The organism is Roseomonas chloroacetimidivorans (assembly GCF_049629625.1).
In the GTDB taxonomy this organism is placed as follows: Bacteria; Pseudomonadota; Alphaproteobacteria; order Acetobacterales; family Acetobacteraceae; genus Roseomonas; species Roseomonas chloroacetimidivorans.
Genome location: NZ_JBNBZS010000016.1, coordinates 61,578 through 86,345 on the forward strand (window position 1 = coordinate 61,578; position 24,768 = coordinate 86,345).

24 protein-coding genes are annotated in these 24,768 nt (G+C 65.4%); 15 read left to right on the plus strand and 9 right to left on the minus strand.

Annotated elements, in window-relative coordinates; genetic code table 11:
• The first annotated feature begins 17 nt into the window (after window positions 1–17).
• Entirely contained in the window at window positions 18–1,790 is a 1,773-nt protein-coding gene (gene rpoD / locus ACO1BU_RS14075; protein ID WP_424136588.1) for an RNA polymerase sigma factor RpoD, read from the plus strand.
• A 151-nt stretch (window positions 1,791–1,941) separates the two neighbouring features.
• Here rpoD and ACO1BU_RS14080 read toward each other — a convergent pair whose 3' ends face one another.
• The gene (locus ACO1BU_RS14080; RefSeq protein ID WP_424136589.1) at window positions 1,942–2,778 is read right to left on the minus strand and encodes a DUF1206 domain-containing protein; all 837 of its coding nucleotides are present in this window, start codon (window positions 2,776–2,778) and stop codon (window positions 1,942–1,944) included.
• A gap of 296 nt (window positions 2,779–3,074) precedes the next feature.
• On the opposite strand from ACO1BU_RS14080, the gene ACO1BU_RS14085 reads away from it, so the two are divergent.
• Both ACO1BU_RS14085 and ACO1BU_RS14090 read left to right on the plus strand, forming a co-directional pair.
• Window positions 3,075–4,001, plus strand: a complete 927-nt coding sequence (locus ACO1BU_RS14085) for a phosphatase PAP2 family protein (RefSeq protein ID WP_424136590.1) — start codon at window positions 3,075–3,077, stop codon at window positions 3,999–4,001.
• Entirely contained in the window at window positions 3,970–4,929 is a 960-nt protein-coding gene (locus tag ACO1BU_RS14090) for a lipid kinase (RefSeq protein ID WP_424136591.1), read from the plus strand. Before ACO1BU_RS14085 ends, ACO1BU_RS14090 begins: the two co-directional genes overlap by 32 nt.
• A gap of 235 nt (window positions 4,930–5,164) precedes the next feature.
• Here ACO1BU_RS14090 and ACO1BU_RS14095 read toward each other — a convergent pair whose 3' ends face one another.
• The 3 genes from ACO1BU_RS14095 to ACO1BU_RS14105 all read right to left on the minus strand — a co-directional run bounded on the left by ACO1BU_RS14095 (window position 5,165) and on the right by ACO1BU_RS14105 (window position 8,762).
• Window positions 5,165–6,046, minus strand: a complete 882-nt coding sequence (locus tag ACO1BU_RS14095) for a YihY/virulence factor BrkB family protein (RefSeq protein WP_424136592.1) — start codon at window positions 6,044–6,046, stop codon at window positions 5,165–5,167.
• A 327-nt stretch (window positions 6,047–6,373) separates the two neighbouring features.
• Window positions 6,374–6,781, minus strand: a complete 408-nt coding sequence (locus tag ACO1BU_RS14100) for a four-helix bundle copper-binding protein (protein WP_424136593.1) — start codon at window positions 6,779–6,781, stop codon at window positions 6,374–6,376.
• A 1,261-nt stretch (window positions 6,782–8,042) separates the two neighbouring features.
• Window positions 8,043–8,762: a GntR family transcriptional regulator gene (locus tag ACO1BU_RS14105; RefSeq protein WP_424136594.1), complete on the minus strand. Its 720-nt coding sequence runs from the start codon at window positions 8,760–8,762 to the stop codon at window positions 8,043–8,045.
• 81 nt (window positions 8,763–8,843) lie between these two features.
• On the opposite strand from ACO1BU_RS14105, the gene ACO1BU_RS14110 reads away from it, so the two are divergent.
• The 5 genes from ACO1BU_RS14110 to ACO1BU_RS14130 all read left to right on the plus strand — a co-directional run bounded on the left by ACO1BU_RS14110 (window position 8,844) and on the right by ACO1BU_RS14130 (window position 13,498).
• The gene (locus ACO1BU_RS14110; RefSeq protein WP_424136595.1) at window positions 8,844–9,128 is read left to right on the plus strand and encodes a UxaA family hydrolase; all 285 of its coding nucleotides are present in this window, start codon (window positions 8,844–8,846) and stop codon (window positions 9,126–9,128) included.
• Window positions 9,129–9,144: 16 nt separating this feature from the next.
• Window positions 9,145–10,320, plus strand: a complete 1,176-nt coding sequence (locus ACO1BU_RS14115) for a UxaA family hydrolase (RefSeq protein ID WP_424136596.1) — start codon at window positions 9,145–9,147, stop codon at window positions 10,318–10,320.
• 233 nt (window positions 10,321–10,553) lie between these two features.
• Window positions 10,554–11,540, plus strand: a complete 987-nt coding sequence (locus ACO1BU_RS14120) for a Bug family tripartite tricarboxylate transporter substrate binding protein (protein ID WP_424136597.1) — start codon at window positions 10,554–10,556, stop codon at window positions 11,538–11,540.
• A gap of 6 nt (window positions 11,541–11,546) precedes the next feature.
• Window positions 11,547–12,473: a hydroxyacid dehydrogenase gene (locus ACO1BU_RS14125; protein ID WP_424136598.1), complete on the plus strand. Its 927-nt coding sequence runs from the start codon at window positions 11,547–11,549 to the stop codon at window positions 12,471–12,473.
• Window positions 12,470–13,498 (plus strand): Ldh family oxidoreductase, encoded by a 1,029-nt coding sequence (locus tag ACO1BU_RS14130; RefSeq protein WP_424136599.1) that lies wholly within the window; start codon window positions 12,470–12,472, stop codon window positions 13,496–13,498. Before ACO1BU_RS14125 ends, ACO1BU_RS14130 begins: the two co-directional genes overlap by 4 nt.
• Here the strand turns inward: ACO1BU_RS14130 and ACO1BU_RS14135 are convergent.
• Both ACO1BU_RS14135 and ACO1BU_RS14140 read right to left on the minus strand, forming a co-directional pair.
• Complete coding sequence (locus ACO1BU_RS14135; RefSeq protein ID WP_424136600.1) at window positions 13,477–14,241, minus strand: GntR family transcriptional regulator; 765 nt, start codon at window positions 14,239–14,241, stop codon at window positions 13,477–13,479. The two genes, ACO1BU_RS14130 and ACO1BU_RS14135, sit on opposite strands and share 22 nt — an antisense overlap.
• Window positions 14,242–14,273: 32 nt before the next feature.
• Window positions 14,274–15,932: a thiamine pyrophosphate-binding protein gene (locus ACO1BU_RS14140; RefSeq protein ID WP_424136601.1), complete on the minus strand. Its 1,659-nt coding sequence runs from the start codon at window positions 15,930–15,932 to the stop codon at window positions 14,274–14,276.
• 127 nt (window positions 15,933–16,059) lie between these two features.
• Between ACO1BU_RS14140 and ACO1BU_RS14145 the strand changes: the two genes are divergently transcribed.
• The 7 genes from ACO1BU_RS14145 to ACO1BU_RS14175 are packed head-to-tail and all read left to right on the plus strand — an operon-like array spanning window position 16,060 to window position 21,580.
• Window positions 16,060–16,815, plus strand: coding sequence for a succinate dehydrogenase/fumarate reductase iron-sulfur subunit (locus ACO1BU_RS14145; protein WP_424136602.1), 756 nt, complete (start codon window positions 16,060–16,062; stop codon window positions 16,813–16,815).
• The gene (locus tag ACO1BU_RS14150) at window positions 16,808–17,203 is read left to right on the plus strand and encodes a succinate dehydrogenase (protein WP_424136603.1); all 396 of its coding nucleotides are present in this window, start codon (window positions 16,808–16,810) and stop codon (window positions 17,201–17,203) included. Before ACO1BU_RS14145 ends, ACO1BU_RS14150 begins: the two co-directional genes overlap by 8 nt.
• A complete protein-coding gene (gene sdhC / locus ACO1BU_RS14155) occupies window positions 17,200–17,544 on the plus strand; it encodes a succinate dehydrogenase, cytochrome b556 subunit (protein ID WP_424136604.1) in 345 nt (114 codons plus the stop codon). The genes ACO1BU_RS14150 and sdhC overlap by 4 nt, the downstream gene beginning before the upstream one ends.
• Complete coding sequence (locus tag ACO1BU_RS14160) at window positions 17,534–18,268, plus strand: sulfite exporter TauE/SafE family protein (protein ID WP_424136605.1); 735 nt, start codon at window positions 17,534–17,536, stop codon at window positions 18,266–18,268. The genes sdhC and ACO1BU_RS14160 overlap by 11 nt, the downstream gene beginning before the upstream one ends.
• Before the next feature lie 31 nt (window positions 18,269–18,299).
• Window positions 18,300–19,208, plus strand: coding sequence for a fumarate hydratase (locus tag ACO1BU_RS14165; protein WP_424136606.1), 909 nt, complete (start codon window positions 18,300–18,302; stop codon window positions 19,206–19,208).
• Window positions 19,209–19,226: 18 nt separating this feature from the next.
• On the plus strand, window positions 19,227–19,835 hold the full coding sequence (locus ACO1BU_RS14170; protein ID WP_424136607.1) for a fumarate hydratase C-terminal domain-containing protein: 609 nt from the start codon (window positions 19,227–19,229) through the stop codon (window positions 19,833–19,835).
• A gap of 32 nt (window positions 19,836–19,867) precedes the next feature.
• The gene (locus ACO1BU_RS14175; protein ID WP_424136608.1) at window positions 19,868–21,580 is read left to right on the plus strand and encodes an L-aspartate oxidase; all 1,713 of its coding nucleotides are present in this window, start codon (window positions 19,868–19,870) and stop codon (window positions 21,578–21,580) included.
• Between the two features lie 65 nt (window positions 21,581–21,645).
• Here the strand turns inward: ACO1BU_RS14175 and ACO1BU_RS14180 are convergent, their stop codons facing one another.
• Genes ACO1BU_RS14180 through ACO1BU_RS14190 form a run of 3 tightly spaced genes read right to left on the minus strand, consistent with a single transcriptional unit; the run spans window position 21,646 to window position 24,665 of the window.
• Entirely contained in the window at window positions 21,646–22,377 is a 732-nt protein-coding gene (locus ACO1BU_RS14180; RefSeq protein WP_424136609.1) for a WbqC family protein, read from the minus strand.
• A gap of 3 nt (window positions 22,378–22,380) precedes the next feature.
• A complete protein-coding gene (locus tag ACO1BU_RS14185; RefSeq protein WP_424136610.1) occupies window positions 22,381–23,568 on the minus strand; it encodes a DegT/DnrJ/EryC1/StrS family aminotransferase in 1,188 nt (395 codons plus the stop codon).
• 17 nt (window positions 23,569–23,585) lie between these two features.
• Entirely contained in the window at window positions 23,586–24,665 is a 1,080-nt protein-coding gene (locus ACO1BU_RS14190) for an aminotransferase class I/II-fold pyridoxal phosphate-dependent enzyme (protein WP_424136611.1), read from the minus strand.
• Between the last annotated feature and the right edge of the window lie 103 nt (window positions 24,666–24,768).

Genomic DNA, 24,768 nt, shown 5'->3' on the forward strand with positions numbered 1-24,768 from the left:
ATCTGAACATGGACGGGATGGCTGGTTTCAGCGTCGTTGGTCACGACGCAACGAAGGATGTTTTGCCGGCTGAGTGGCGGCCGCAGGGGGCTGAGGAAGCCCCCGCCAGGACTGAAGCCGCGGCGGAGTTGCCTGACTTGCCCTGGTCGGCGGAGGGCGAGACCCTGCCGGTGGCCGAGACGGCGGCGGACACGGACGAGCCGGAGGCAGCCGAGGCGGACGAGCCGCATGAAATGCATGAGGCCGAGGCGGATGCCGAAGGCGGCCGGCCGAGCGGCAACGCGCCCAGAACGGAGGCGGTTCTCGGCCGTACCGAGGACCCCGTGCGCATCTTCCTGCGCGAGATGGGCGACGCGCCGCTACTCTCCCGCGAGGAGGAGGTTGCGGTCGCCCAGCGTATCGAGGCGGGCCGTGACAGGATGCTGGTCGGGCTGTGCGAGTGCCCGATGACCTTCGGCACACTGGCCAATTGGCGCGACGCGCTGCTGGCCGGGCAGAGGCCGTTGCGCGAGATGATCGAGCTGGAAGCGGCCGCAGCCGAGATGCCGGCCGCCGATGCGGAGGATGAGGCGTCCGAGGGCGCTACCTCCACCCTGGACGAGCGGCTCAAGCCCGAGGTGCTAGCCCTGTTCGATGCCCTGCTGTCCGGCCACGAGCGACTGCGGGGGCTTCCGGCCGAGGCCGACAAGGCCCGGGCCACCGAACGGGGCGAGTTGGCCAGCCTGATCCGCGATCTCCATCTACGTCCGGCCCTGGTCGAGGAGCTGGTCGGTCAGGTCAGGGCGGCGCACCGGAAGCTGACGGTGCTGGATGGACGAGCGTTGCGCCTGGCCGAGGGGGCCCGCGTGAGCCGCGACTCTTTCCTGCGGCTCTGGGACGGCGGGGAGGATGGGGTTGGCCGCATCCTGCAAGCCGCCCGCGGAGGCGCGGCAGCGCTGGATACACTTCGCGCCGGGCTGATGGAGGTCCGCGCGGAACTCCTGCGGCTGGAGGCTGAGACCGGCCTGCCGGCAGCCCAGTTCCGGCCGGTCTATGCCGAGATCATGGGCGGTGAGCGGGAGATGCGGCGCGCCAAGGACGAACTCACCCGCGCCAATCTACGCCTAGTCGTTCATATCGCCCGGAAATACCTCAATCGTGGTCTCCAGTTTGGGGACCTGATCCAGGAGGGCAATATCGGCCTGATGCGGGCCGTGGATAAGTTCGACTGGCGCCGCGGCTTCAAATTCCTGACCTACGCCACTTGGTGGATCCGGCAGTCCATCACGCGCGCCATCGCCGAGCAGGGCCGGACCATTCGCGTACCGGTGCATATGGGAGAGACGGCCAGCAAGATCGCGCGTGCGAGCCGCCGCATCGCCCAAACCGCCGGCCGTGAACCGACGCCGCAGGAGCTGGCGGAGAAGCTTGGCATGAGCGTCGAAAAGGTCACATCGGCGCAGCGGCTCGCCAAGGAGCCGGTCAGCCTTGAGACGCCGATCGGCGAAGAGGGCGACGCCCAGCTCGGAGATCTGATCGAGGATCGGGATGCGGTGCTGCCCTTCGACGCCGTCGCGCGCACCACCCTGCGCGACGCGGCCGGGCGGATGCTGTCGGGCCTGACGCCCCGCGAAGAGCGCATCCTGCGGATGCGCTTCGGTGTGGGGGCTGGCGGGGAGCACACGCTTGAGGAGGTGGGCCGGACCTTTGGCGTGACCCGCGAGCGCATCCGCCAGATCGAGGCGAAGGCGCTCGGCAAGCTGCGCAAGTCAACTCAGGGGCGGGTGCTGCGGAGCTTTCTGGAGGCGTGACCAGGACAGCCAAAGCCGGACGCACGCCGAGCTTCAGAGGCGGGCGGGTCCGGGTCGGTTCATGATCGGCCCGGTGCGCTACCCGCCCCGCCGGCGTGCCACAAGGCCATTGCCATTGGCTGGAATGCCTGGGCTCGCTCGCCCAGGCAGATCAGGCGAGGCGGGATCTCGCCTCCTCGATCACCTGCCCCTCAGTTGGTGCCGCGATACGCCGGTATCTTGCCTCTGCGAATTCGAAGGCCCCGAAGGCGGCAAGACCGAGCGCAACCGCTCCGAAGAGCGCCTGCCCGAAGGGCTGCTGCCGGAGGGCGAGCAGCGCGCCGCCCAGGCCGCGCGCCTCACTCGGATCTGACTGATAGGCCGCCACGATGAGGAAGCCGCCTATAATAAAGAAGACGATAGCCCTCGCCGCGTAGCCGGCGCGGCCAAAGGGCACCACCCAGGAGGCCGTGTCGGGTCCGCACTCAAGATGCCGCCGGAAGGAGGCTGACCATGCCTTCCCGGCCATGCCGAGGCCCGCCCCAAGCACCCCAAGCCCGACCGCGCCGACCAGCCATCTGCCGAAATGCTGTCTCAGCAGCCAGGCAGTCCAGTCGCGCGTCGCCTGCTCCTCTCCACCGCCCGAAGCCGATCCGAAGATGAGGCTGACGGCAAACACCCCGAGGCTAACGTAGACCGCGGCCGAGACCAGCTGCCCTGCACGTGCGGCAAGAGCACGCCAGCTTGTGCCCCGACGGTCAGCATCGAGCAGCGACTGGACGATGCGCCACAGGGCGAAGCCAAAGAGGCCGAGCGCCACGGCTGCGAGCAGGCCCTTCCCGAGAGGCTGGGTCAGGAGTGTCTGAAGGGCCCCCTTGGAACCTGTAGCCCCTCCGCCATGCCCGGTTGCAGCGAGAAGGGCCATAAGGCCGATGAGCAAGCTGACCGCGCCCCGGGCGGCGTAGCCGAGGCGGGCGAGCAACTCGAAGCGGTTGTGATCTCCCACCATCATCGACCTCGGTTTGTCACAGGTGACGGATGTCCAACGCCAGGGCCGCTATCCCGGTTCCCTCCCGTTGCTCCGGCCCTCCTCGTCGCCCTCCACGGCCCAGATCACCCGCAGGCGGGCTCCCGCAGCTATTCCTTCCGGCGAGGGCGAAAGGGCACAGCGCGACGAAACATCCCCCTTGGCCGCTACGTTTCGCGTGGGGTCCTCAACGGTACCGTGCCGCACCGCCCTGCCAGGGAGGCCATGCTCGCGGGGCGCCTGGAAGCACCGGGCGGGACAGCGGAAAAGGATTGGCCATGCGCGTCCGGCACGGCGCCTCTCTCTTCCAAAACCTGCACCGGGGCAGGCCGGGCATGCAGGATGTTCGGCATTGGCCTGTTCGCCTGTTCCGGCTTTGCTTGCCGCTCATCAAGCGCCTGGGCCGGGACGGGCTGGGTCTGCCGCTCGCCCTGCTGACGGTCGCAATCCTGATCCTCAGCTTCGGCCTGCTGGCTGAGGAGGTCGTCGATGGCGATCTTTCTGACTTCGACACCGCCATTCTCAAGATATTCCGTGCGACAGGCGATGCAGCCGATCCGATCGGTCCCCCTTGGCTGGAGGAAGTGGGCCGCGACGTAACAGCTCTTGGCAGCTTCGTCTTTCTCGGCTTCGTGCTGGCGGGTGTCGTTGGCTACCTCATTCTGATCAGAAAGCATGGCGCGGCCGTGCTGATGGTCGTCGCCGTGCTCGGCGGCGTGGTTGTCAGCACCTTGCTGAAATTCGTGTTCGACCGGCCCAGGCCAGAAATTTCACACGCCGCGCGCGTGTTCACGGCCAGCTTTCCCAGCGCACACGCGACCATGTCGGCCGTCACCTTCCTCACGGTTGGAGCCTTGTTCACCCGCGTGGCTGCAGAGCGGAAGGTGAAGGTCTACTTCATGGCCGTCGCTCTCTTCCTGACGATCATGGTCGGGCTGAGCCGACTTTACCTGGGAGTGCACTACCCGAGCGACGTGCTGGCCGGATGGTGCATCGGATCTGCATGGGCCATTCTGTGCTGGGCGGGCGCTCTCTGGTTACAGCAAAAGGGCGAGGTGGAGCCTCCCGGGACGGCGCCGGGGCGGGCCGTAGACCGCCGTACCGACAGAGAGCAACCAGGCTTGCCCTTCCGGTCCTTCCAACTGCCGGATGGGCCTCAGGAGACAGGCACGGATGACGCTAGTACCGCAGGATCGAACTCCTGATCCTGATGGCCGCGGGGCGAGCACCTTACCCGCCGCGCCACTACACCGCCGTGCCCTGTTCATCGTGAATACCAAGAGCCGACAGGGCCTGGATGCTGCCGATGCGGCGGCGGAGGCCCTTGAGCGCCGCGGCCTGCAACTCTCGCGTGAAGAATGCCTGGATCCGCAGGCCCTGCGCACCGCTATCTGCCGATCGGCGGACTCCGTCGACATGATCGTGCTGGGCGGCGGCGACGGTACGCTGAATGCCGCCGCCCCGGCGCTCATCAAGGCCGGGCTGCCGCTCGGCATCCTGCCACTGGGCACCGCGAACGATCTGGCCCGCACGCTTGGTATTCCGCTGGAACTGGAGGCTGCCGCCCAGGTGATCGTGGATGGAAAGGCTCGGCCCATCGACCTCGGCGAGGTTAATGGTCATCCCTTCTTCAACGTCGCCAGTATCGGCCTTAGCGTCGACGTGACTCGCGAGCTGACACGCGATCTGAAGCAGCGCTGGGGCAAACTCGGCTACGCAGTCGCCACCTGCCGCGCACTCTGGCGCATGCGGCCCTTTTCCGCCGAGATCCGGCATGAGGGGCAGGTCCATCGGGTACGCACGTTGCAGATTGCCGTGGGCAACGGGCGTTACTATGGCGGAGGCATGACGATCGATGAGGAGGCTGAGATCGACGATGGCCTGCTCAATCTCTACAGCCTCGAATTCGAGAGCCTTTGGAAGCTCGCCCTCGTCTACCCGGCCTTCCGGTCCGGCCGGCATGGCGTCTGGCACGAGGTGCGCACCGGCACCTTTCGGGAGGGCGAGCTCCGCACACGCCGCCCAAGGCCGGTAAACACCGATGGTGAGCTCACGACGCAGACGCCCGCCCGTTTCCGGGTTCTGCGCCAGGCCATCACCGTGCTGGTGCCGCCAGAGAATGGCATGGAGTAGGGAGCGCTGCCTCGCACCGAATTAGGTGGGGACGGAGGCAGTCCGGGCGAAGCCGCCGACAATGTTAGCGCGCGGGCTTTGGCAAGGTCTTCCAGGAGCACGCACGACGCAGCGGTGATGAACGCCTTTGGACTCGGGCTGCCGAGGTCTTGAACAGACCTTCCATAGGATCCCGTGCGGCCCCCTGATGCGCTGCCCCCGCTTGAGGCTCATGGCGGTTATCGGAGCGCCCTCCTTACCGGTCTCCGGAGGCCACTGTGTCAGCCATGGTGGCGCCGCGACTACCCATGGGCTGCTCCGGCCCCTCGGTGGTGTCCCTTTCGGTTTGCCGCTCCATTTCGGCATCCAGTTCCGCTCCGGTCAACACGACCGCCGTTGAAAGCCATATCCACGTCATAAAGCCGATTACTGCGCCGAGCGACCCGTAGGTCTCGTTGTATTTGCCAAAATTAGCCACGTAGAAGGAGAAAGCCGCAGAGGCGATCAGCCACGAGATCGCGGCGAAGGCGCCGCCCCAGCTAACCCAGCGCCACTTGGCCTTATCGCGGCTCGGTGCGTAGCGGAACAGGACCGCGAGCAGGATGCCGACGGCCACAAGCAGCAGCGGCCAGCGCAGTACCTGTAGAAGAAGATCTGCTGTCGGACCCAGACCCACAAACTTCAGCACGACCGGAACTGCCACCACGGCGCCAATCGCCAGAAGCACGAACAGAATTGCCCCCAGGGTGAAAGCGAGCGAGATTGCGGTGCGCCTGATGAAGCTGCGTTCCTCCTTCTCCTCGTAGACGATATTCAGCGTGTCGAAGATGGCCTTGGTCGCCGCATTCGCGCTCCAGAGGGAGACTGCCAGGCTGGCCGCCAGGCCAAAGCCGAGCTTGGCCGTGCCCTGCTCCGCCACGCGGCGTACCTGCTCCTCAATGATCTGCATGCCGCCACCCGGGACGAGCCCGGACAGCGCCGCAAGGTGCCTGCTGATGTCCTCCGGATCCGCGAAAAGGCCGTAGAGCGATACAAGCGCCGTCACAGCCGGAAAAAGGGCCAGGAGCGCATAGAAGGTGATACCGGCCGCCTCGGTGAGCAGGCGGTCCTCCGAAGCCTGCGCCAAGGTGCGGCGCATAATATCCCACCATCCGCGGGCCGGGATCTCAGAGGGGGTGGAGGCCCCCTGACCGCGGCCGGCCGCGCCTCGGCGGGGGACCGCCGTCCGGCCTGGCTGAGCGGGCGGCGGACCGGCGGTCGCGCCTCCGGCTGGGCTTTGTCGAGCTTCCGCCCCCCAGAAGCCGGCCGCCATAAGGCCAAGGGAGGCAATAACCGCTGCGAGCAATGGGCTCGGCCACCTGTTCCTCGTTCCCATGGGTTCCTCAGGCGACGTGCGATATGTGCGAGATCAACAAGGAGGCACCCCAGGCAAAGGGGCCTGGGGTGCCGGCCCTCAACGATACTGTCAGTGCGCCGTAATGCTGCGCAGGGCGTCGGCGCAAGCCTGCCGGCAACGCTGACATGCCTCGGCGCAAATCCGGCAATGGTCATGCATGCCGGCGTGGCGCCCGCATTCCTCACCGCAAAGGCGGCACGCCATCTCGCATGCCGTCAGCATCTGGCGGATCACCTCCTCGTTTGAGCCAGTCCGGCGAGAGGCCACGGCGCCAGTCGCCGCGCAGACGTCGGCGCAGTCGAGGTTGAGCCGGATGCACTGGGTAAGTTCCTTAAGCATCTCCTTCCCGAGGCAGGCATCAGCGCACGAGGTGCAAGTCTGAGCACAGTCGTAGCATTCTTCGATGCACCGAATCAGCGCGTCGTTCGTGTTGCCGCGGACGTGCGGATGGGTGCGGATCATCTCCATGGTGTGCATGGCGCTCAACACTCCTTCTGCCAGGTGCTTACCGGCCCGGATGTGCCTCCGAGGCCAGATCATGGCCGGACGGTCGGGGCTACTAACACCTCAGGTCACGCCAAGTTTAGCGCCGAGGTGATAATCTATTCTGGGCTGGCCGTCGGAGGGATTGCTCCGGACGACGACGATGGACGCAGGTATCACATGCTCACCGAACCGGCGGCGGACGCGACCGGCGCACTGCTGACGGGCGCCGCCCGGCCGCATGGCTGGGGCGGCCCGTGCGTTTGGCGATGTCTTTCTGCTTGAACCCGCTAAGACACTGCGCCCTAATCACCGCCATAAGAGGGACAAGCCTCGCACACGCAGGAGGAGACGATGAATCCAGGAACGCTTTTCGCGCCATTGCCTCTCAACGAGGGCATCACGCCGGCTGCCTGAGGTCCGTCTGCCATCTGATTTCCGAGGGGTAAGACAGCAGGCACGGCCCGGCGCCGTTTTAATGATCCGGCAGCTCGATAGAATGGCGAGAATGCCCGCCTGTTGGCCGTATCGGTGGACAGTTCAGGGTTCCCAGCAAGCCCGTTACGCGCGCTCCTTGCAGGATCTTCGCATCGTCCAGAAGGTGCCTGGGAGTTCCGAGATGACGACCCGGATTCTTTGCCGCGCCTGCAATTACCAGAAGGCCATGTCGGTTCTGCTTGCCCTAGAGGCCGCGGGGGTGCCGCCGTGTGATGTTCGCTTCTGTCCCGGCGAGGCCAGCGCAGCCATAACCGGATCAGTTCTGGGCGCGCTGCTCGGTGCGGCCTGCGGGACGCTGATCTCCTCCGGGCCGCTCAATCCAGCTGGCGCTCCGATGATGGAGAGCGGACTTGCCACGATGCTGCTCGCCGGAGGCTGCATCGGACTGCTCATAGGCCTCCTGGCCTCGACCTTACCCGTTGCCCGTCGCGGCGCTCCGGACTTCCACGGGGACCACGGGCTCATTCTTGTTCAGGCTTCCGATTCAGATTTTGGACGGATCGAAGCATTGCTGGACGATCTTGCTCTGCCAGCCAGCGGTAACTTGCCCTCCGGCTGTGGACTGACGGAATGGGAAAGTGCTGAGCCCGGTAGCTGGCCCACGCACAGTCCAGAGTGCCCCGCTCAGCGTCTTCTGGAGCACCACAGACGCCGGCTCCTGGCGCCCCCAACAGGGGAATAGCGCTGCGTACAAGTCTGTCTGTGGCGCGCTGGAGTTGCCGCTGCGGCAACGGCTCTAATCCTCCTCCTCCGCCGGTTAGGAGAGCCTGCTGAAATAGACGTGGTCCCGCGTATCCACCCAGGACTGACGCAGTTCCAAGGGCCGGTCTCCGATGGCGAAGGCCACACGCTGGATCCGTAGCATGGGCATGCCCGCTTCGACGCTCAGCAGCGCCGCGACCTCTTCCGGTGCGGCAGCGGCCCGGAGCCGTTCATCGGCGCGAACGACGGAGTAGCCATATCGCTGCTGATACAGGCCGTAGATCGTGCCGGTGCGCTTGGCAAAGCTGGCCTGGTCCAAGCCTGGAAACAGCGCTTCGGGCAGCCAGAGTTCGTCCAGCATTACAGGTCGCCCCTGCAGACGTTGAAGATTTTGCACCCGCAGCATCATCGATCCGGGCTCAATCCCGAGCCGGGCCGCTGCCCATTCCGGACAAGGCTGACCGGACTGAAAGGACAGCAGTTCGGTTGCCGGATGCTCGCGGTGATCATCCTCACCCACGATGTGGAAGAAGTGGAACAGCGTGCGGTCCGGGCCATGGTCGGGGACAAACGTCCCGCGGCCCTGCTTCCGGATCAGCGTCCGGGAAGCGACGAGTTCGTCGACGGCCCGCCGGACGGTGCCGATAGCCACGCCGAAGCGTGCGGCGAGCTTCGCCTCTGATGGAAGCGGTGTGCCCGGCGGATACTCCCCGGCGGCCAGGGAGGCCTCAAGGGCTGCATGGATGCTCCGCCAGAGGGATGGCTCGAAATTCATACATATGACCTATATCATATAGTTGACATGAACGCCAGTGCGGCTATCGTTTGCGGCAGGAAGCAACTGGGAGGAAGTCCGATGACAATCCATTTCGTCGTTCATGACGAAGGGGACTCCGTCGGCGTCGTCGTCGTGGAAGGCCTAAAGGCCGGCCAGAAGCTCACCGGCTGGATCATGGATCAGGACAGGATGATGGAGTTCGACGCGAAGTCGGACATCCCCATCGGGCACAAGCTCGCCATCCGCGCCCTCAACGAGGGCGACACCATCATCAAATACGGCGTCGACATCGGCCGGGTCGTGGCGCCGGTCGCTCCAGGCGAGCACCTGCACGTCCACAATGCCAAGACGAAGCGCTGGTAGGGGAAGGAACGCCACCATGGTCATGCAACTGGCAAACACAACCTTCGAGGGCTATGAGCGCGAGAATGGCCGCTACGGCGTCCGTAATCATGTCATCATCCTGCCCGTCGACGATCTGTCCAACGCGGCCTGTGAAGCCGTAGCGAATAACATCAAGGGCGCGATGGCCCTGCCGCACTCCTATGGCCGGCTGCAGTTCGGCGCTGACCTGGAACTGCATTTCCGCACGTTGATCGGCGTCGGCACCAACCCGAATGTGGCCGGTGTGGTGGTGATCGGGATCGAGCCGGGCTGGACCGGCAAGATCGTCGAGGGCATCGCTAAGTCGGGCAAGCCAGTCGAAGGCTTTGCTATCGAGCAGAACGGCGATATCAACACCATCGCCCGAGCCTCCCGTGCCGCCTACACGATGGTCAAGCACGCCTCCAAGCTGCGCCGCAAGGAAGCGCCGTTACAGGAACTCTGGGTCTCCACTAAGTGCGGCGAGAGCGACACCACCTCGGGCCTTGCTTCCTGCCCGACGGTGGGCAATGCCTTCGACAAGCTCTGGAGCAATGGCAACACGCTCGTCTTCGGCGAAACCAGCGAAATCACCGGTGGAGAACACCTGGTGGCCGAGCGCTGCGCCAGCCCGGACGTCCGCCGGCAATTCATCGCCATGTTCGACCGGTACCAGAGGGTGATCGAGGCCAATAAGACGAGCGACCTCTCCGAGAGCCAGCCTACCAAGGGCAACATCGAGGGTGGCTTGACCACCATCGAGGAGAAGGCCCTCGGCAACATCCAGAAGATCGGCAAGAAGTGCAAGGTGGATGGCGTGCTCGATAAGGCGGAGACGCCGACGCATCCGGGGCTCTGGTTCATGGACAGCTCCTCGGCGGCGGCGGAGATGGTGACGCTTTGCGCGGCGGCCGGCTATGCCGTCCACACCTTTCCCACCGGGCAGGGCAACGTGATCGGCAACCCGATTTTGCCGGTTATCAAGATCACCGCCAATCCACGAACCCAGCGCACCATGTCGGAGCATATCGATGTGGACGTGACGGGTATTCTCCAGAAGGAGATGAATATGGACGATGCGGGTGAGATGCTGCTCGACTGCATCGTGCGGACCGCCAATGGAGAACTCACCGCCGCCGAGCTTCTGGGCCACCGCGAGTTCGTGATGACCCGCCTCTACGAGAGCGCCTGACGCTTCTGCCGTCTATCGCCCCGGCGCGCCTTCTCCCCGAGGCGGTGCGCCGGGTGGCAGCGCTGTGCCGTGCCGGCCTCGCTTGCCGTGGCCCCTGCCCCGGCAGCGTCAATGAGAACAAAGCATTGTCCAGGAAAGTCGTCGGCGGCATCGGGAAGACCCGGGGCGCCGCATCACCAGGCAGGTGCTGTCCTTAAGCCGGCTGGCAGCCTGCCCCAGGGAGGAAGCGCAGCATGACCATCCTTGCTCCGGGCCGTCGCGCCTTGCTCGGTACAGGTGCCGCACTGCTCACGGGCGGAAGCGCCTGGGCGCAGAAAGCATCCGATTATCCCGACCGCTCGGTGCGGTACATCGTGCCCTTTCCGCCGGGGGGACTGACCGACATTATGGCGCGGCAGGTGGCAAAATACCTGGGTGATATCTGGGGAAAGCCGGTCGTCATCGACAATCGTGCCGGCGGAAATGCGATGATCGGGGCGGAAGCTGCGGCCCGCTCCGCCCCCGACGGTTACACGCTCCTCGCGATCACCCTCACCCATGCGGTGAATGTCTCGCTTTTCCCGAACGCGACCTACGACTTCAAACACGACTTCACGACCATATCCGTGCTTGGATCACTGCCGCTGGTGGTGTGCGTGAATGCCAACAGCCCTGCCCGAACCTTGCGAGATCTTGCCGATCTGGCACGGAAGCGGGAGCTGAACGGCGGGTCCTCCGGCACCGGGTCGCCGCCGCATCTTGGGCTGGAGCTGTTCCGGCGGGCCACCGGTGTCGGCCCTCGGCTCATCCACGTGCCCTATCGTGGCGGGGCACCCTCGGTGACGGACCTCGTTGCCGGCAACCTCGACCTCATCATTTCTAACCTGCCGGAATGCCTGGCGCAGCTACGCGGTGACCGGCTGCGTGGTCTCGCGGTCACCAGTTCGTCGCGCCATCCGCTGGTGCCCGACATCCCTACCGTCCGGGAGGCCGGCATGCCTGATCTCGAGATGACCAACTGGACCGCTCTCATGACCAATAGCGGCGTTCCCGAGCCAATAAGGGCCAAGATCGAGCACGACACGCTGGTGGGGCTGCGGAATCCGGCTGTGCGAAAGACCATCGAGGACGGCGGCTTTGAGATCACGGGGTGGGATTCACGGAAATCCATCAGCTTTGTTCAGACCGAGACCGACCGCTGGGCTAGGCTCGTGGCCGATACCGGCATCCGCCCGGAGTAGCCGCCCTTGAGCACAATCCTGATAGCTGAGTTCATGGACGAGGATGCGGTGGCGCAGCTGCGCGCCGCCCATCCGACCCTTTATGATCCTCAGCTGGTGAACCGGCGCGCCGATTTGCTCGGGCTGGTGAACGGCCCGCGCGCGCTGATCGTGCGCAATCTCACGCAGGTCGACCGGACGCTCCTCGAAAGGGCGCCGGCTTTGCGCGTCATCGGGAGGCTGGGCGTGGGGTTGGACAATATTGATGTCGCAGCCTGTCATGCGCGCGACATCAAGGTTATCCCGGCCACCGGGGCAAATGCGGACTCGGTGGCCGAATACGTCATCATCGCTATTGGGGCGTTGCTCCGTGGCGCCTTTCTCTCGACCGGTGAGGTGGCCGCTGGACAATGGCCGCGCGGGCGCCTGTCCGCCGGCCGGGAGCTGGGCGGCCGCCTGCTCGGCCTCATCGGCTTCGGCGATATTGGGCAGCGTGTGGCGCGGCGTGCCGTCGCACTCGGTATGCGCGTGGCTGCCTTCGATCCGGCACTGCCCGCGGATCACCCGGCCTGGACGACCCATGGCGTCGGACGGACGGATCTGGACGCGCTGATCGGGGCGGCCGATGCCGTCTCGTTGCATGTTCCGCTGAACGAGCACACCCGGAACCTCATTTCGGCGGAGAGGCTGGCGCGGATGCGGCCGGATGCGGTGCTGGTCAACACGGCTCGCGGTGGCATAGTGGACGAGGCGGCCCTTGCGGAGGTGCTGCGCGCCGGCCGGTTGGGCGGCGCGGCGCTCGATGTTTTCGCCGAGGAGCCCCTGCGCCCCGGATCACCGCTCGTGGGCGTTCCCAACCTGATCCTGACACCGCACATTGCGGGCGTAACGACGGAGAGCAATGTGCGCGTTTCATCCATGATCGCGGTCCGAGTGCTGGAGGCGCTGCAATGAGTCGGCTTGATCCAAAGCAGGCCGAGGAGCGCGTGCGGGCCGCACTGACGGCCGCCGGGGCGGGCGCAGCGATGGCCATCAGTACCGCCCGTAGCCTCGTCGGCGCCGAGATGCAGGGTCAGTCCGGGCACGGACTTTCGCGTGTGCCGCAATATGCATCGATGCTGCGAAACGGCCGGGCCGACGGGGCGGCAATCCCCGCTGTGGTGGGCGAGCGCGGCGGCGCGGCACTGGTAGACGCCCGCGACGGTCTGGCCTTCCCGGCCGTGGACCTGGCGGTGCAGGAAGCGGCGCGGCGGGCGCGCGATTTCGGCATCGCCTTCATTGGCATCGCCAATAGCCATCACTCGGGCGCGATGGGCCTTCCGGTCGAACGCCTGGCGCGCGAGGGCCTCGTCGCGCTGGCCTTCACCAATTCTCCCTCCGCCATGCCGGTGCCCGGCGGCAAGGTCGCACTACTCGGCACCAACCCGGTCGCCGCCGCCTTCCCACGGCGTGATGCGGACCCGCTGGTCATTGATCTGGCGCTTTCCGAGGTTGCCCGCGGCAAGATCATGGTGGCGGCGAAGGAAGGGCGCTCCATTCCCGAGGGATGGGCCCTGGACTCCTCCGGCGCGCCGACGACGGATCCGAAGGCGGCGCTCGGGGGCGCGATGCTGGCCATCGGTGGCACCAAGGGCGCCCTGCTCGCGCTGATCGTGGAGTTGCTCTGCTGCGCCCTCACCGGCTCTCAATTTGGTTTCGAGGCGGACAGCTTTTTCCGGGACGAAGGTAATCGGCCGCGGCTCGGTCAGGTGCTTATGGCCATCGATCCGGGAGCGCTGGCGGGTGCCGACACCTTCGCGGCACGCATGGAGACGATCGTCGCCGTGATGCTGCAGGACTCGGGGGTGCGGCTGCCGGGTGCGCGCCGGGGCGGCCTTATGGCACGCGCCATGGCCGAGGGGATCGAGGTGCCCGATGCACTCATGGAGCAGATCGACGCGATCGCGGCGGGTGCCGGTCAATCCAGCTCGACCGCGTAGAAATAGCGCCGCGTATCGAGAAGCGAAATCCGCCACTCCACGGGCCGGTCCTGCAGGTCGATGGCAATGCGGTCGACCCGCTGAAGCGGCGTGCCGGGCGCCAGCGCAAGCAGTTCCGCCTCCAGGCTACCGGCCGCGACGGCGCTCAGCCTTTCGGTGGCGTGGGTCACGGTGATGCCGAAGCGTTTCTGGTAGAGGACGTAGAGTTCATCCTGCAGCGCGCGCTGTATCGGCAGGGAGAACTGCGGAAAGAGGGCTGCCGGCAGACAGAGATGCTCCAGGATTGCGGCGCGGCCCTCGAGCGCGCGCAGCCGTGTGAGACGGTGCACCGGCGCATCCTCCTCAAGCTGCAGGCGCTCTCGCTCCTCCGGCCTGGCGGGCCCAATTTCCTGCTGAAGGACGACGCTGCTGGTCGGTTCCAGCTTGCGCCCTGAGGCGTCCACGACCCGGAAAAAGTGGAAGAGCGAGCGGGCCGTGGTCTGTTGCGTGACCACCGTGCCACGGCCGCGCCGCCGCTCGATCAGGCGCCGCCGCTCAAGCAGCGCCATCGCTCTCCGTACCGTACCCGGCGACACGCCGAGTTCCAGCGCCAGCTCCGGTTCGGTCGGAAGGAGCATACCGGGCGACCACTTGCCCTCCGCCAAGCGGCGGGTCAGCATCGCGGTGACCTGAGCGTAAAGGGGCTGGGCTGGAGGGGGCTTCGTCTGGCTAGCATCCCCGGCCTGCCCGATTTCCTGCTCCATGAAAGCCGCCGCGTTTCCTCTCTGCTTGCCCATCAATGCCGGCGGATCACCGGCGCTGCACTTCCGTCGGTTCGCACGTTCACACATGCAGGACGGCCGCTGGCGAAGGCGCGTTCCAACGCCGCGGGAAGCGCTTCCGCCTCGGTCACGAATTCGCCATGGCCGCCCAGCGCGGCGACGACGAGGTCGTAGCGCGTATCTGGCGACAGCGTACATCCGACAGAGCGCTCCGGGCCGTATTCGCGCGCCTGGATCTGGTATTCGGCGTTCCATCGGCTGTCATTGCCTATCACGGCAACGAAGGGCAGTCCGTAGCGGACGGCGGTGTCGAACTCCGCCATGTGGAAACCGAAGGTTCCGTCGCCCAACACTGCCAGAACCGGGCTGTCGGGGAAGGCGCATTTCGCGCCGATGCAGAAAGGGATTGAGGGGCCGATCGCGCCGGCGACTCCGTTGATGACGCGATGTGGCGCCCGCAGCAGGGCCTGGGCCCACTGCCCGATCTCCCCGCCATCGCTGATGAATACGCTGCTGTCATGGCGCGCCAGCCAGTGCTGCAGGGCCCCGCACATAGCGGCCGAGGACATGGGCTGCCCCGCACCAGCCGCGCTCCAGGCTGCAGGTCGATAGGCGACGGCTTCCCTCATCTCCGAGCGCCAGGCCTCGTGGGCGCTGGAGAGGCCGTCAGGCGAGCTCCGCTGGGCCTCCTGCGTCAGGATGGACACAGCTTCAACGGGCCCAGCAATGGCCGAAAAGACGAGACGGCCGCCCAGCCCGCGCGCCGCGCGGGCGATCAGGGTGGTATCGGGATCGACAACGATCCAGCGGCAACTGGCTGCCACCGTTGGCGACCGGCCGAAGCGGAGCGTGAAGTCGAACGGTTTGCCCAGCAGGACCAGCAGATCTGCCTGCGCCAGCATCTCGGCGAAGGCGCCGAGGCTCGGGTCGTTCACTCCGCGCGGACTCTCCATACCGATAACGGGAATGCCGGTCGCGGCCTCCAGCGCCGCAGCGGTCGCACGCCCACGCGTGGTGCAGAGCGCAGGGGGCAAGAGAATGATCGGGCGCTTCGCGCCGGCGGCTGCCGCCAGCACGCGGCGGGCCGCATCAGCGCCGAGCGGCAGCGGAACTGCGGCGAAGGCCTCCTTCTCCGGCCATGCGACGGCGTCCGCCTCAACCGCCCCCTCCAGCAAGTCGGAGGGAAGGCTGAGATGCACCGGCCCCGGGCGGCCGCTTCGGGCGATCCTGAAGGCGCGCGCGAGTTCCTGCGGCAGGGTGGCAGCCGAACCTGCCACCCAGGACGCCTTGGTAAGAGGCGCCGCGAGTTCCACCTGCGGCATTTCCTGGAACGCGCCGAGACCCAACTCGCCTAGCCCGGCATGGCCGGAGAGTAGCACCAGCGGCGTCTCCGCTGCCGCGGCAGTGCAAAGGGCGCTGACCGCATTGGCATGGCCCTGCCCGCCAGTGACCAGCGCCACTCCCACCCCGTCCGTCAGCCGCGCCCAGGCATCGGCGGCATGGACAGTGGCGGCTTCCTGCCGGAAATGCAGCAGCCGGATGTCGTGGTCCAGCACCGCATCATAGACGGCCATGATGTGGTTGCCAGAAAGGGAGAACACCGTCCCGACGCCAGCCGTGTTGAGCGCGCGCAGCAAAGCGTCCGCGCCGCGCCGCAATTGTGCCTGCCCCATCTAATCCTCCTCCCTGCCCTCGGTCGGTAACCAGCCGCACATTCATGTATATCTTCTCTTGTATCATATAGATGATTCGCGCAAGGTCACGGCAAGAACACGACGTGAGCGGGAGGAACAAGGCAGCATGGCTCCGAGCGACCACGGATCGGGCGAGATTCAGGCTTCTGTCTGGCGCGGCGGCACCGAGGGAAGCCTGGTGAACTACAGCGTTCCGGCCAGGGATAACCAAACCGTCCTCGACGTCGTCACCTATATCCAGCGGGAGCTGGATCCCACCCTGGCCTACCGCTTCGCGTGCCGGGTCGGGATGTGCGGCTCCTGCGCCATGGTGGTGAACGGCAAGGCACGCTGGACCTGCCGCACCCATGTCCGGAAAGTTGTCTCAAGAGACGGGCGGCTGGAACTTCTTCCGCTGGTTAACCTGCCGATCCTTCGTGACCTCGCGGCTGACATGGCGCCGTTCTTCGACAAATGGGCGCGCGCTGGCGGACAGTTCGTTCCGAAAGACGCGCCCGACGGCGCCGTGCCGGAGGACTTCCATGTCGTTCCACCCGAGTCGAAGCGCCGGCGCGCGGCGGATGCGGGCATCGAGTGTATCGGCTGCGGCGTCTGCTACGCGAGCTGCGACGTGGTGCGCTGGAATCCTGAATATCTCGGTCCTGCCGCGCTCAATCGGGCCTGGACGCTGGTGAATGACGAGCGCGACGGCGCGCGCAAGGAAAGGCTGGACATGGTGGCGGGGGATGCAGGCTGTCACTCCTGCCACTCACAGCAGAGCTGCACTGAGCGCTGCCCGAAGGCGCTGGATCCGTCCGCCTCAATCGCGGGGCTGAAGCGTACCCTGTTCTGGGACCAGTTGCTGGGGCGTGCCCATGGATAGCCAGTCCGATTTGCTGATGCGCGACCCTGCCGCACCCACGCGGACGGCACGAGCATCGCAGCGGCAGCTCCATCTCTGGATCGTGCAGCGCGCGACAGCGATGGTGCTGGCCGTCGCCGTGCTCGTGCACCTCGTCACCATCATCTATGCCGTTCGTGGTGGGTTGACGGCTGCAGAAATCATCGAACGTATCCAGGCCAATCTCGCCTGGCTCGTATTCTACGCAATTTTCGCGCTGGCTGCGGGCCTACACGGGGCGATCGGAATGCGCACGATCGCGGCCGAGACACTTGGCTGGCACGGACGCGGCTTCGATCTTCTCTGGCTTGCCATCGGCCTCGTCACAGCGGCCTTCGGCATCCGCGCCGCCTGGGGGCTCTACGCATGATGGATCTTCGCGGCCGTTCGCACCCCACCTATGTCGCCTTCCTGGTGCACCGCTTTTCCGGCCTTGGGCTCGCCCTGTTCCTGCCGCTGCATTTTTGGGCGCTGTCGCGCGCCATCGAGGGCGCCGCGCGCTTCGACGACTTCCTGCGCTGGGCGCACAATCCCTGGACCAGGGCGGGCGAGTTCGGATTGACTGTGCTGCTGGCCCTGCACCTCTTCGGCGGGCTGCGCGTGCTGGCGCTTGAGTTCCTGGGCTGGCGCCCCGTTCAAAAGACACTGGTGGCTGCCACGGCCGCCTTCGGCTTCGCCATTGGCCTGCTGTTCCTGCTCCATGCCTTCTGACCTGCTCTTCCTGATGCTCGGCGGCTTCCTGGCCGCGCTGGCGGCCGGACTGGCAGGCTTCGCCTTCGCGCTGGTCGCGAGCGCGGTCTGGTACCACCTCCTACCCCCGCAAGAGGCGGCTCCGCTGGTGGTGGCCGGCGGGCTCGCCATCCAGATGCTCACCCTGGTGCCCCTGCGCCGCATTATCGCCTGGCGGATGCTGGTGCCCTTCCTGATCGGCGGCGCGCTGGGCGTGCCTCTCGGCACCTTGGTGCTGCTCTGGGTGGATGCGCGTCTGCTCACCCTCGGGGTCGGGCTTCTGATGATACTCTATGGTGGATGGATGCTGCTACGGATGGCACTCCGGCGCGCACCGCTCGCCGTGACCACCGGCGGACGCCGGGCCGATGCGGCGGTCGGGCTACTTGGCGGGGTGCTCGGCGGCATCGGCGGCTTTTCCGGCGTGCTGCCTACTCTGTGGTGTGACCTGCGGGGCTGGCCCAAGGACACCGCGCGGGGCGTCTATCAACCCTATATCGTCGCCATGCATGCCTGCTCGGCCGCCTCCCTCGCGGCCGCCGGCTTCTTCAGCACCGGCACGATGCGGCTGCTGCTGCCGCTTGCGCCCGCTCTTCTGCTCGGCACCGTCCTGGGGCTTTGGCTCTACAAGGCCGCCACGGCGGAACGCTTCCGTCTCGTCCTTCTCGTCCTGGTGATGGTTTCCGGTCTGTCCCTGGTCTGGTGACCCCTGGCCCAAGCGCTCAAAGGAGGAAGCAATGAACGTCATGCACACGACCGCGGCAGAGCCCCTGAAGGTCGATCCTCGTGCGATCGAGGAGGCCGCCAAGCTCCTCTACATCCGCGCCCTCAAGGTCCTGCCAGACGACGTCAAGGCTGGTTTTGTGCGCCTCGGGGAGGCGGAGACGGATGCGACCGCCCAGGCCGTGCTCGCGACCATGGTAGAAAATATCGGTGTCGCCGAGCGGACAGAGAACCTGCTTTGCCAGGACACAGGCATCCCGATCTACAATGTGGAAATTGGCCGCCAAGTGACGCTTGACGGCTGGGGGCTTAAGGACGCGATTACCCGCGGCGTAGAACGGGCGACGCGCGAGCACCCGCTGCGCTCCTCGGTTGTGCATCCTATCACCCGAAAGAACGAGCACAGTTCCTGCGGGGACCGTGTTCCCGTGATCAACATCGATTTCACTGATGACGACCGTACCCTACGGATCGAGATGATCCCGAAGGGTTCGGGCAGTGAGAATGGCAGTTTCCTGCAAATGCTGGTTCCGGCCGACGGCATCGCCGCTGTGAAGCGCTTTGTGGTGGAACGGGTGGTGCAAGCGGGCGGCAAGGTCTGCCCGCCCACCATAGTCGGGGTCGGCGTGGGCGGCACGAGCGACCTGTGCATGCACCTTGCCAAGGTCGCCGCCACCCGACCGCTCGGTAGCCGCTGCCGGGACCCCGAAGGCGCAAAGCTCGAGAAGGAGCTCTCGGAGGCTGTGAACGGCCTCGGCATCGGGCCGCAGGGCCTGGGCGGCGATGCAACAGCCTTCGCGGTGCATGTCGAGACTGCTGCGACGCACATCACCATGAACCCAGTGGCCGTGAACATCCAGTGCCATAGCGCGCGTCGCGCCAGCGCCACTTTCACGCCAGCCGGCATCTCAATCGGCTTCTGAGCGCGAGGAAAAACAGTCATGTCTGACCACGTGCTCAACATGCCGGTATCCGAGGCCGAGGTCCGGACCCTGCGGGTCGGCGACCGGGTGGTACTGCAGCAGACGCTCTTCGGCATTCGTGACGCCACTCAAATCCACATGTTTGACCGTGGGCGCCGCACCCGGTTGGATCTGCGGGGCCATGCGGTGATCCACACGGCACCCAATGTTCGCAAGGTGGAGCCCTCAGCCGATTTCCCGGCGGGCTACGCACCGGTCTGCATCGGCACCACCACCTCTGACCGCATGGAGCGCTTCACGCGGCCACTTATGGAGCGGGAGCGCGTACGGGTCATCATCGGAAAGGGCGGGTTGCGGCAGGGCTCCCTCGATGCCTTTGCTGAACTCGGGGGCTGCTACCTCGCCATCATCGGCGGCACGGCGGCGCTGGAGACGACCTGGATCGAGCAGATCGAGGATGTCGACCTCGACGATCTGAACCCCGAAAGTCTTTGGCAGTTCCGCATCCGGGATTTTGGCCCGCTCCTCGTCGCGATGGATAGCCATGGCGGCAGTCTCTACGCCGATATCGGCCGCAAGGTAGCGGAGCGGCAGCGCGCTGTGCTTGAACGGCTCGGGGCGGCGTGATGACAACGGGATCCCTCCCCGGCATCCGCCGGATGCGCACCGATGTGCTGATCCTCGGCTCCGGCGGAGCCGGTCTGCTGGCCGCGCTGCATGCAAAGCGTACGGCACCGGACCTGGAGGTCACCATTGCCGTCAAGGGGCTGCTCGGAAAATGCGGGTGCACCCGCATGGTCCAGGGTGGTTATAACGTTGCGCTCGCCCAAGGTGATTCCGCGGAGCGCCACTTCATGGACACGCTTGAGGGCGGCAAGTGGCTCAATGACCAGGATCTCGCCTGGACCCTGGTGACGGGCGCGCAGCGCCGGATCCGTGAGCTGGAGAATGAGTGGGGTTGCTTCTTCGATCGCAATCCCGACGGCACAGTGCACCAGAAGGCCTTTGCCGGGCAGACCTTCGACCGCACCGTTCACAAGGGCGACCTGACCGGGATAGATATCGTCAATCGGCTTGCCGAGCAGGTCTGGGCGCGAGGTGTGCGCCGGTTGGAAGAGCATCGTGCGTCCGCTCTCATTCGCAGCGCCGATGGATCCCGCCTCTCCGGCGTATTGCTTGTGGACATGCGCAGCGGCGAGCTGGTCTTCGTTCAGGCACGCGCCGTGCTGCTCGGCACTGGCGGAGGGCCAACAATGTACCGCTATCACACTCCCTCTGGTGACAAGTCCTGTGACGGAATGGCGATGGCACTGCAGGCCGGCCTTGCCCTTCGTGACATGGAGATGGTTCAGTTCCATCCTACCGGCCTGCTCGCCGGCGCGGAAACGCGTATGACCGGGACGGTCTTGGAGGAAGGTCTCCGCGGCGCCGGCGGCTACCTGTTGGGCGGCGACGGTCAGCGCTTCATGCACAAATATGACGGTCGTAACGAGCGAGCGACGCGCGACATCGTCAGTCGCTCCGTGTACCGCGAGATGCTGGCCGGCAACACCACACCGAATGGCGGCGTCTGGATTCAGATGAGCCATCTTGGCCCGGACAAAGTCCGACAGATGTTCAAGGGCATGGTGGATCGCTGCGGTGACTGCGGCTTTGATCTGGCCGAAGGCCTGGTCGAAGTGGTACCGACCGCACATTACATGATGGGCGGGGTCGAATTTGCCGTGGACGGCTCCACGGACCTGCCAGGCCTCTTCGCGGCGGGGGAAGATACCGGCGGCGTTCACGGAGCTAACCGGCTTGGCGGTAATGGCGTTGCGAACTCGACAGTGTTCGGTGGTATCGCCGGGGACTCAATCGGCGAGTGGGCGCCGCGCGAGGGGCACTTCATCGAACCCGGCAGACCAGAGCTGGAGGCGGCGCGCGAAGGACTCCTTGCCCCGTTTGGCCGACCAGCCGGTCGACTGACACCGCTGCGCGACACGTTACACGATCTCATGTGGAACAAGGCCGGCATTCTGCGTGACGCCCAACGCCTTTCTGAGGCGGCCACGGAGCTGCGGAGCCTGGAGGAGGCCGTGGACCGCACGGGAGTGACCGGTGGTACTGCCTTCAACCTGACTTGGCATGACTGGCTGAACCTGAAGAGCCTTATCCTTGTCAGCCGCGTGATCGTCGCCGCGGCACAAGCACGACGGGAAAGCCGTGGCGCGCATTTCCGCGACGATTTTCCCGCGACTGCGCCGATGGAAGGTGGGCTACGCTTCACCAGTGCGACCCTGCACGAACAGGAGATCGCGCTCGACTGGAAGCCTGTGCGCTTCAGCCGCCTCCAGCCCGGCGAAAGCCTGATGGCGCCCGAGGTGGCGTAATGGCCCCAGCTGCGATGATATCCGTACTGGCCCCGGGTCGCCGGCCCCCTGGAGATAGACAGGCCTTAAGTCAGGGCCGAAGTTAGAGCGGTGCCGCTACAAATCCTGTCTGCCACCTCCGACCTATCCGCCCATAGAAGCAGATCCAGAATACTTAGACCCTTTTGTCCGACATATGGACCCGTGGAATAGTTCCATAACGTCGTTTCGGCGAAGAGAAGTTCCACGCCGATCGCCTGGAAGGCCCCGGGATCAAAGAGCGCTCTTCCTCCAGCCGGATTAACATAGGAGGTCGCGCCGAGCTGCGAACAAAGCGCGGGAGCCCAGCCGCCGGGTCCCGGCCGATCCGGCAAGTCCAAGTACAGTGACGAGCAAACGCGGTGACGGAACGGAAACTGCAGTACCTTGCAGGCTTCCTCCAGTCCGCGAGTGTTAAGGCGTACCAGAGACTTGTCCAGGGTATCCGCGAATGCGGCCTCGACGAGCCCGCAAGCCGTATCGTATCGGGCCTTCCTGACATGGGGCTTGTAGTGAGTAAGCTTGCCCAAGATCGAGGCCCTTGCTGCCGACGGGTCCAGGATCTGGGCGTCTTTGATGGAAATCGAGATTGACGAGTTGCTTAGCGGAACAGTGATCCAATTCAGTCCGCCACGGGGATGAAGAACCCTGTTCCTATTCAACCAAGCCTTCGGAGTATATTGCGTGACGTCAAAGACAACCCACTCGTCAACTGATGCAATCAAGCCAAAGTGGCCAGCGTGCGGAAAGAAGTAGGGTTGCATGATCCCGAGGCGCATCTATCAAGCCTCCTCCGCCTGGGTGAGAGGATCCGGCGTTTTGCTGAGCAGCTGATGGATCACATCACAGACACGCTTAGCATCCTCAACCCGAACTCCTGTACCGACCGGAAGGGCAATGGCCGACGCAGCAGCCGCGCGCGCCCCCGGTAACGGTGCTTCCTCAGATCGAGGTTCGCGCTCCAGCACCCTTTCCGGGTCCAAGATCCGCCTCGCCACGATGTTCTCGGCCCTCAACCCGCGAAGAAGCGTCGGCGCGGAGATTCTGCCCTCCGGGTCTTCCAGGCGGATGATATGGTGATAGCTCTGCCCAGGCCTCCCGGCGTCTGTGTCTAACTGCCTGATTACACCGATCCCGCTTAGGCCCGACGTGTAAGCAGCACGAATTTCCGCAGCATGCGACCGGTTCGCCCCCCAGTCGTCCAGTGACAGAAGTGCGACAGCGGCTTGTAGCTCCGACATCCGGCCATTCGCCGTTCGATGGACGGCGACCTGGCGGCCGGCGCCATAGCTTGAGCGGATGTTACGCAGCCGGTCCGCTAGATCATCGTCGTTCGTCGTGATGCAGCCACCCTCAGTGGCAGTGATCATCCGGTTCCGGCCGAAGGAAAATACCTCGCAGGATCCCGCGCTTCCTACGGGCCTTCCATTGGGCAACGTGACGCCGAAGCAGTCGGAAGAATCGAACCATATCGGCACGCGCAGGCGAGCGGCTTCGGCCATCATTCCTTGCGTGTCACCGGGCATCCCCCAGGGTCTCGCCGCCAGCACTCCTCGGACTGTTTCCACACTCCGCGGAGTTCTGGCCCACAGCTGGGACCGGTTCGGGATCAGGGTGTCGGGATCGATGTCACAGCAAACAGCCGTTCGGTTGGTCCAGGAGAGCGACTCGTAGGCGGCTGGCCTAGCTGCGGCGGAGATCACGATTCCGCTGCCGGGCTGTGCGTGCACCTCGGCAGCCATCAAGAGTCCGATCGATGCGCTGGTGACGCATATGGCGTGCTGCACACCGAGCATCCCCTCGATGCGTCGCTCGAGTTCCTGCGCCAGCGGCCCCTGATTGGTGTACCATTGACGGTCTAGAATCGCCGTACAGGCGTCATGGAGCGCGCTCTTGGATGGGAACCATGGGCGTCCTCCACCCAGCGGCCGAGAGAACGCCGGCTTCTTTCCAGGCCGGAGGATGTTCATGGTCTTTTGCAACTGACTCATGCTTCGGCGACCATGGCAGCAGCATTCAAGGCAGCATGAATGCTTCTTCCGCCAGCCAGATGGGCCAGGAACCGGGCGAGAAGTGCTACGTCACCTGGAGAGACATGATGCCCGCAGGGCATGAGAATGTATCGCTGCGCAAGCGCATCCGTCGTCGTAAGGACCGCCGGCACGTGAGGATAAGTCATTCGCTTTTGATGTAGAGGGGGAGCGTAATAGGCGCGCGCCAGCGCACCCTGGTCGTTCAGAATCCGGACCGTCTCGTCTCGGGATAGCGGCCATTCACTAAGGTCAAGCTCGACCAGGACATTCTTGAACGATGTCCGCTGAGCTCCTCCGAACGGAACAACCCGAATTCCACGGATGTCCTTAAAAAGCGAGACATAACTCCCATAGATTTCTCGGTTGTGCTGCAATTGGTTCTCGACGCCGTCGAGGGAGGCAAGCGCGGCCGCGGCATGAAGCCCACTGAGCCTAGCGTTGAGACCAAAGCCAGGACCGCCTGCGCTGGTTCCATGGTCACGAATCCGGCGGAGCCTGGAAGCCAGATCGGCACATAGGGTTGTTACAAATCCACCCTCAAATCCGTTGATGAGCTTACTTGCATGAAGGGAGAAGACCTCCGCCTCGCCAAACTGGCCTACGCGCCCTTCCGGAATCACCTCGAACGCTGACTCGACAGCGTCGAACAGAACCGGGATCCCCTTCCGGCCGCCAAGCTCCATCAGGCCAGCGACGTCGCAGACCCCGACGATTGGATGCACTCCCAGAATTAGGGCAGATTCGCTGGTCAGGCACGGCTGCACTGTCGCGGGCGTAGCTGCGAGGGTCGCTTCGTCCACCTCGCAGAAGCGCGGCTTCAAGCCGGCCCACGCCGCCACGTCGGCCATGCGGCGATAGGTCAGGGAGGGCAGGACGATCTCACTCCGCCCTGGTATTGCGCAGGCGCGGACGCAGGAGACGAGGGCCCAGAACCCGTTCGAATAGGCCACGCAGTGGGGAACCTCGTGGAACTCCGCGAAGCGACGCTCCATAAGACGCACCAGGCGAGCTTCGCCGTCCGGTTCGAAGAGCATTTCCAGGTGGGCGAGTAGGATATCCCGATCAGGAGGCACGAGGTTCGACGTGGACCGCGGCCGATCAAAGAGCCTCGCCCGGCTAGAAGCGGCAGAGCGCCCA

Coding starts and splice junctions, on each gene's coding strand:
- ACO1BU_RS14105 (WP_424136594.1), bottom strand. CDS start 8,762: ATGAATTTCGAGCCATCCCTCTGGCGGAGCATCCATGCAGCCCTTGAG.
- sdhC (WP_424136604.1), top strand. CDS start 17,200: ATGATGGATCTTCGCGGCCGTTCGCACCCCACCTATGTCGCCTTCCTG.
- ACO1BU_RS14110 (WP_424136595.1), top strand. CDS start 8,844: ATGACAATCCATTTCGTCGTTCATGACGAAGGGGACTCCGTCGGCGTC.
- ACO1BU_RS14150 (WP_424136603.1), top strand. CDS start 16,808: ATGGATAGCCAGTCCGATTTGCTGATGCGCGACCCTGCCGCACCCACG.
- ACO1BU_RS14175 (WP_424136608.1), top strand. CDS start 19,868: ATGCGCACCGATGTGCTGATCCTCGGCTCCGGCGGAGCCGGTCTGCTG.
- ACO1BU_RS14080 (WP_424136589.1), bottom strand. CDS start 2,778: ATGGTGGGAGATCACAACCGCTTCGAGTTGCTCGCCCGCCTCGGCTAC.
- ACO1BU_RS14115 (WP_424136596.1), top strand. CDS start 9,145: ATGGTCATGCAACTGGCAAACACAACCTTCGAGGGCTATGAGCGCGAG.
- ACO1BU_RS14170 (WP_424136607.1), top strand. CDS start 19,227: ATGTCTGACCACGTGCTCAACATGCCGGTATCCGAGGCCGAGGTCCGG.
- ACO1BU_RS14135 (WP_424136600.1), bottom strand. CDS start 14,241: ATGGAGCAGGAAATCGGGCAGGCCGGGGATGCTAGCCAGACGAAGCCC.
- ACO1BU_RS14140 (WP_424136601.1), bottom strand. CDS start 15,932: ATGGGGCAGGCACAATTGCGGCGCGGCGCGGACGCTTTGCTGCGCGCG.
- ACO1BU_RS14090 (WP_424136591.1), top strand. CDS start 3,970: ATGACGCTAGTACCGCAGGATCGAACTCCTGATCCTGATGGCCGCGGG.
- ACO1BU_RS14085 (WP_424136590.1), top strand. CDS start 3,075: ATGCGCGTCCGGCACGGCGCCTCTCTCTTCCAAAACCTGCACCGGGGC.
- ACO1BU_RS14130 (WP_424136599.1), top strand. CDS start 12,470: ATGAGTCGGCTTGATCCAAAGCAGGCCGAGGAGCGCGTGCGGGCCGCA.
- ACO1BU_RS14190 (WP_424136611.1), bottom strand. CDS start 24,665: ATGCTCTTCGAACCGGACGGCGAAGCTCGCCTGGTGCGTCTTATGGAG.
- ACO1BU_RS14185 (WP_424136610.1), bottom strand. CDS start 23,568: ATGAACATCCTCCGGCCTGGAAAGAAGCCGGCGTTCTCTCGGCCGCTG.
- ACO1BU_RS14160 (WP_424136605.1), top strand. CDS start 17,534: ATGCCTTCTGACCTGCTCTTCCTGATGCTCGGCGGCTTCCTGGCCGCG.
- ACO1BU_RS14095 (WP_424136592.1), bottom strand. CDS start 6,046: ATGCGCCGCACCTTGGCGCAGGCTTCGGAGGACCGCCTGCTCACCGAG.
- ACO1BU_RS14100 (WP_424136593.1), bottom strand. CDS start 6,781: ATGCACACCATGGAGATGATCCGCACCCATCCGCACGTCCGCGGCAAC.
- ACO1BU_RS14165 (WP_424136606.1), top strand. CDS start 18,300: ATGAACGTCATGCACACGACCGCGGCAGAGCCCCTGAAGGTCGATCCT.
- ACO1BU_RS14180 (WP_424136609.1), bottom strand. CDS start 22,377: ATGCGCCTCGGGATCATGCAACCCTACTTCTTTCCGCACGCTGGCCAC.
- rpoD (WP_424136588.1), top strand. CDS start 18: ATGGCTGGTTTCAGCGTCGTTGGTCACGACGCAACGAAGGATGTTTTG.
- ACO1BU_RS14120 (WP_424136597.1), top strand. CDS start 10,554: ATGACCATCCTTGCTCCGGGCCGTCGCGCCTTGCTCGGTACAGGTGCC.
- ACO1BU_RS14145 (WP_424136602.1), top strand. CDS start 16,060: ATGGCTCCGAGCGACCACGGATCGGGCGAGATTCAGGCTTCTGTCTGG.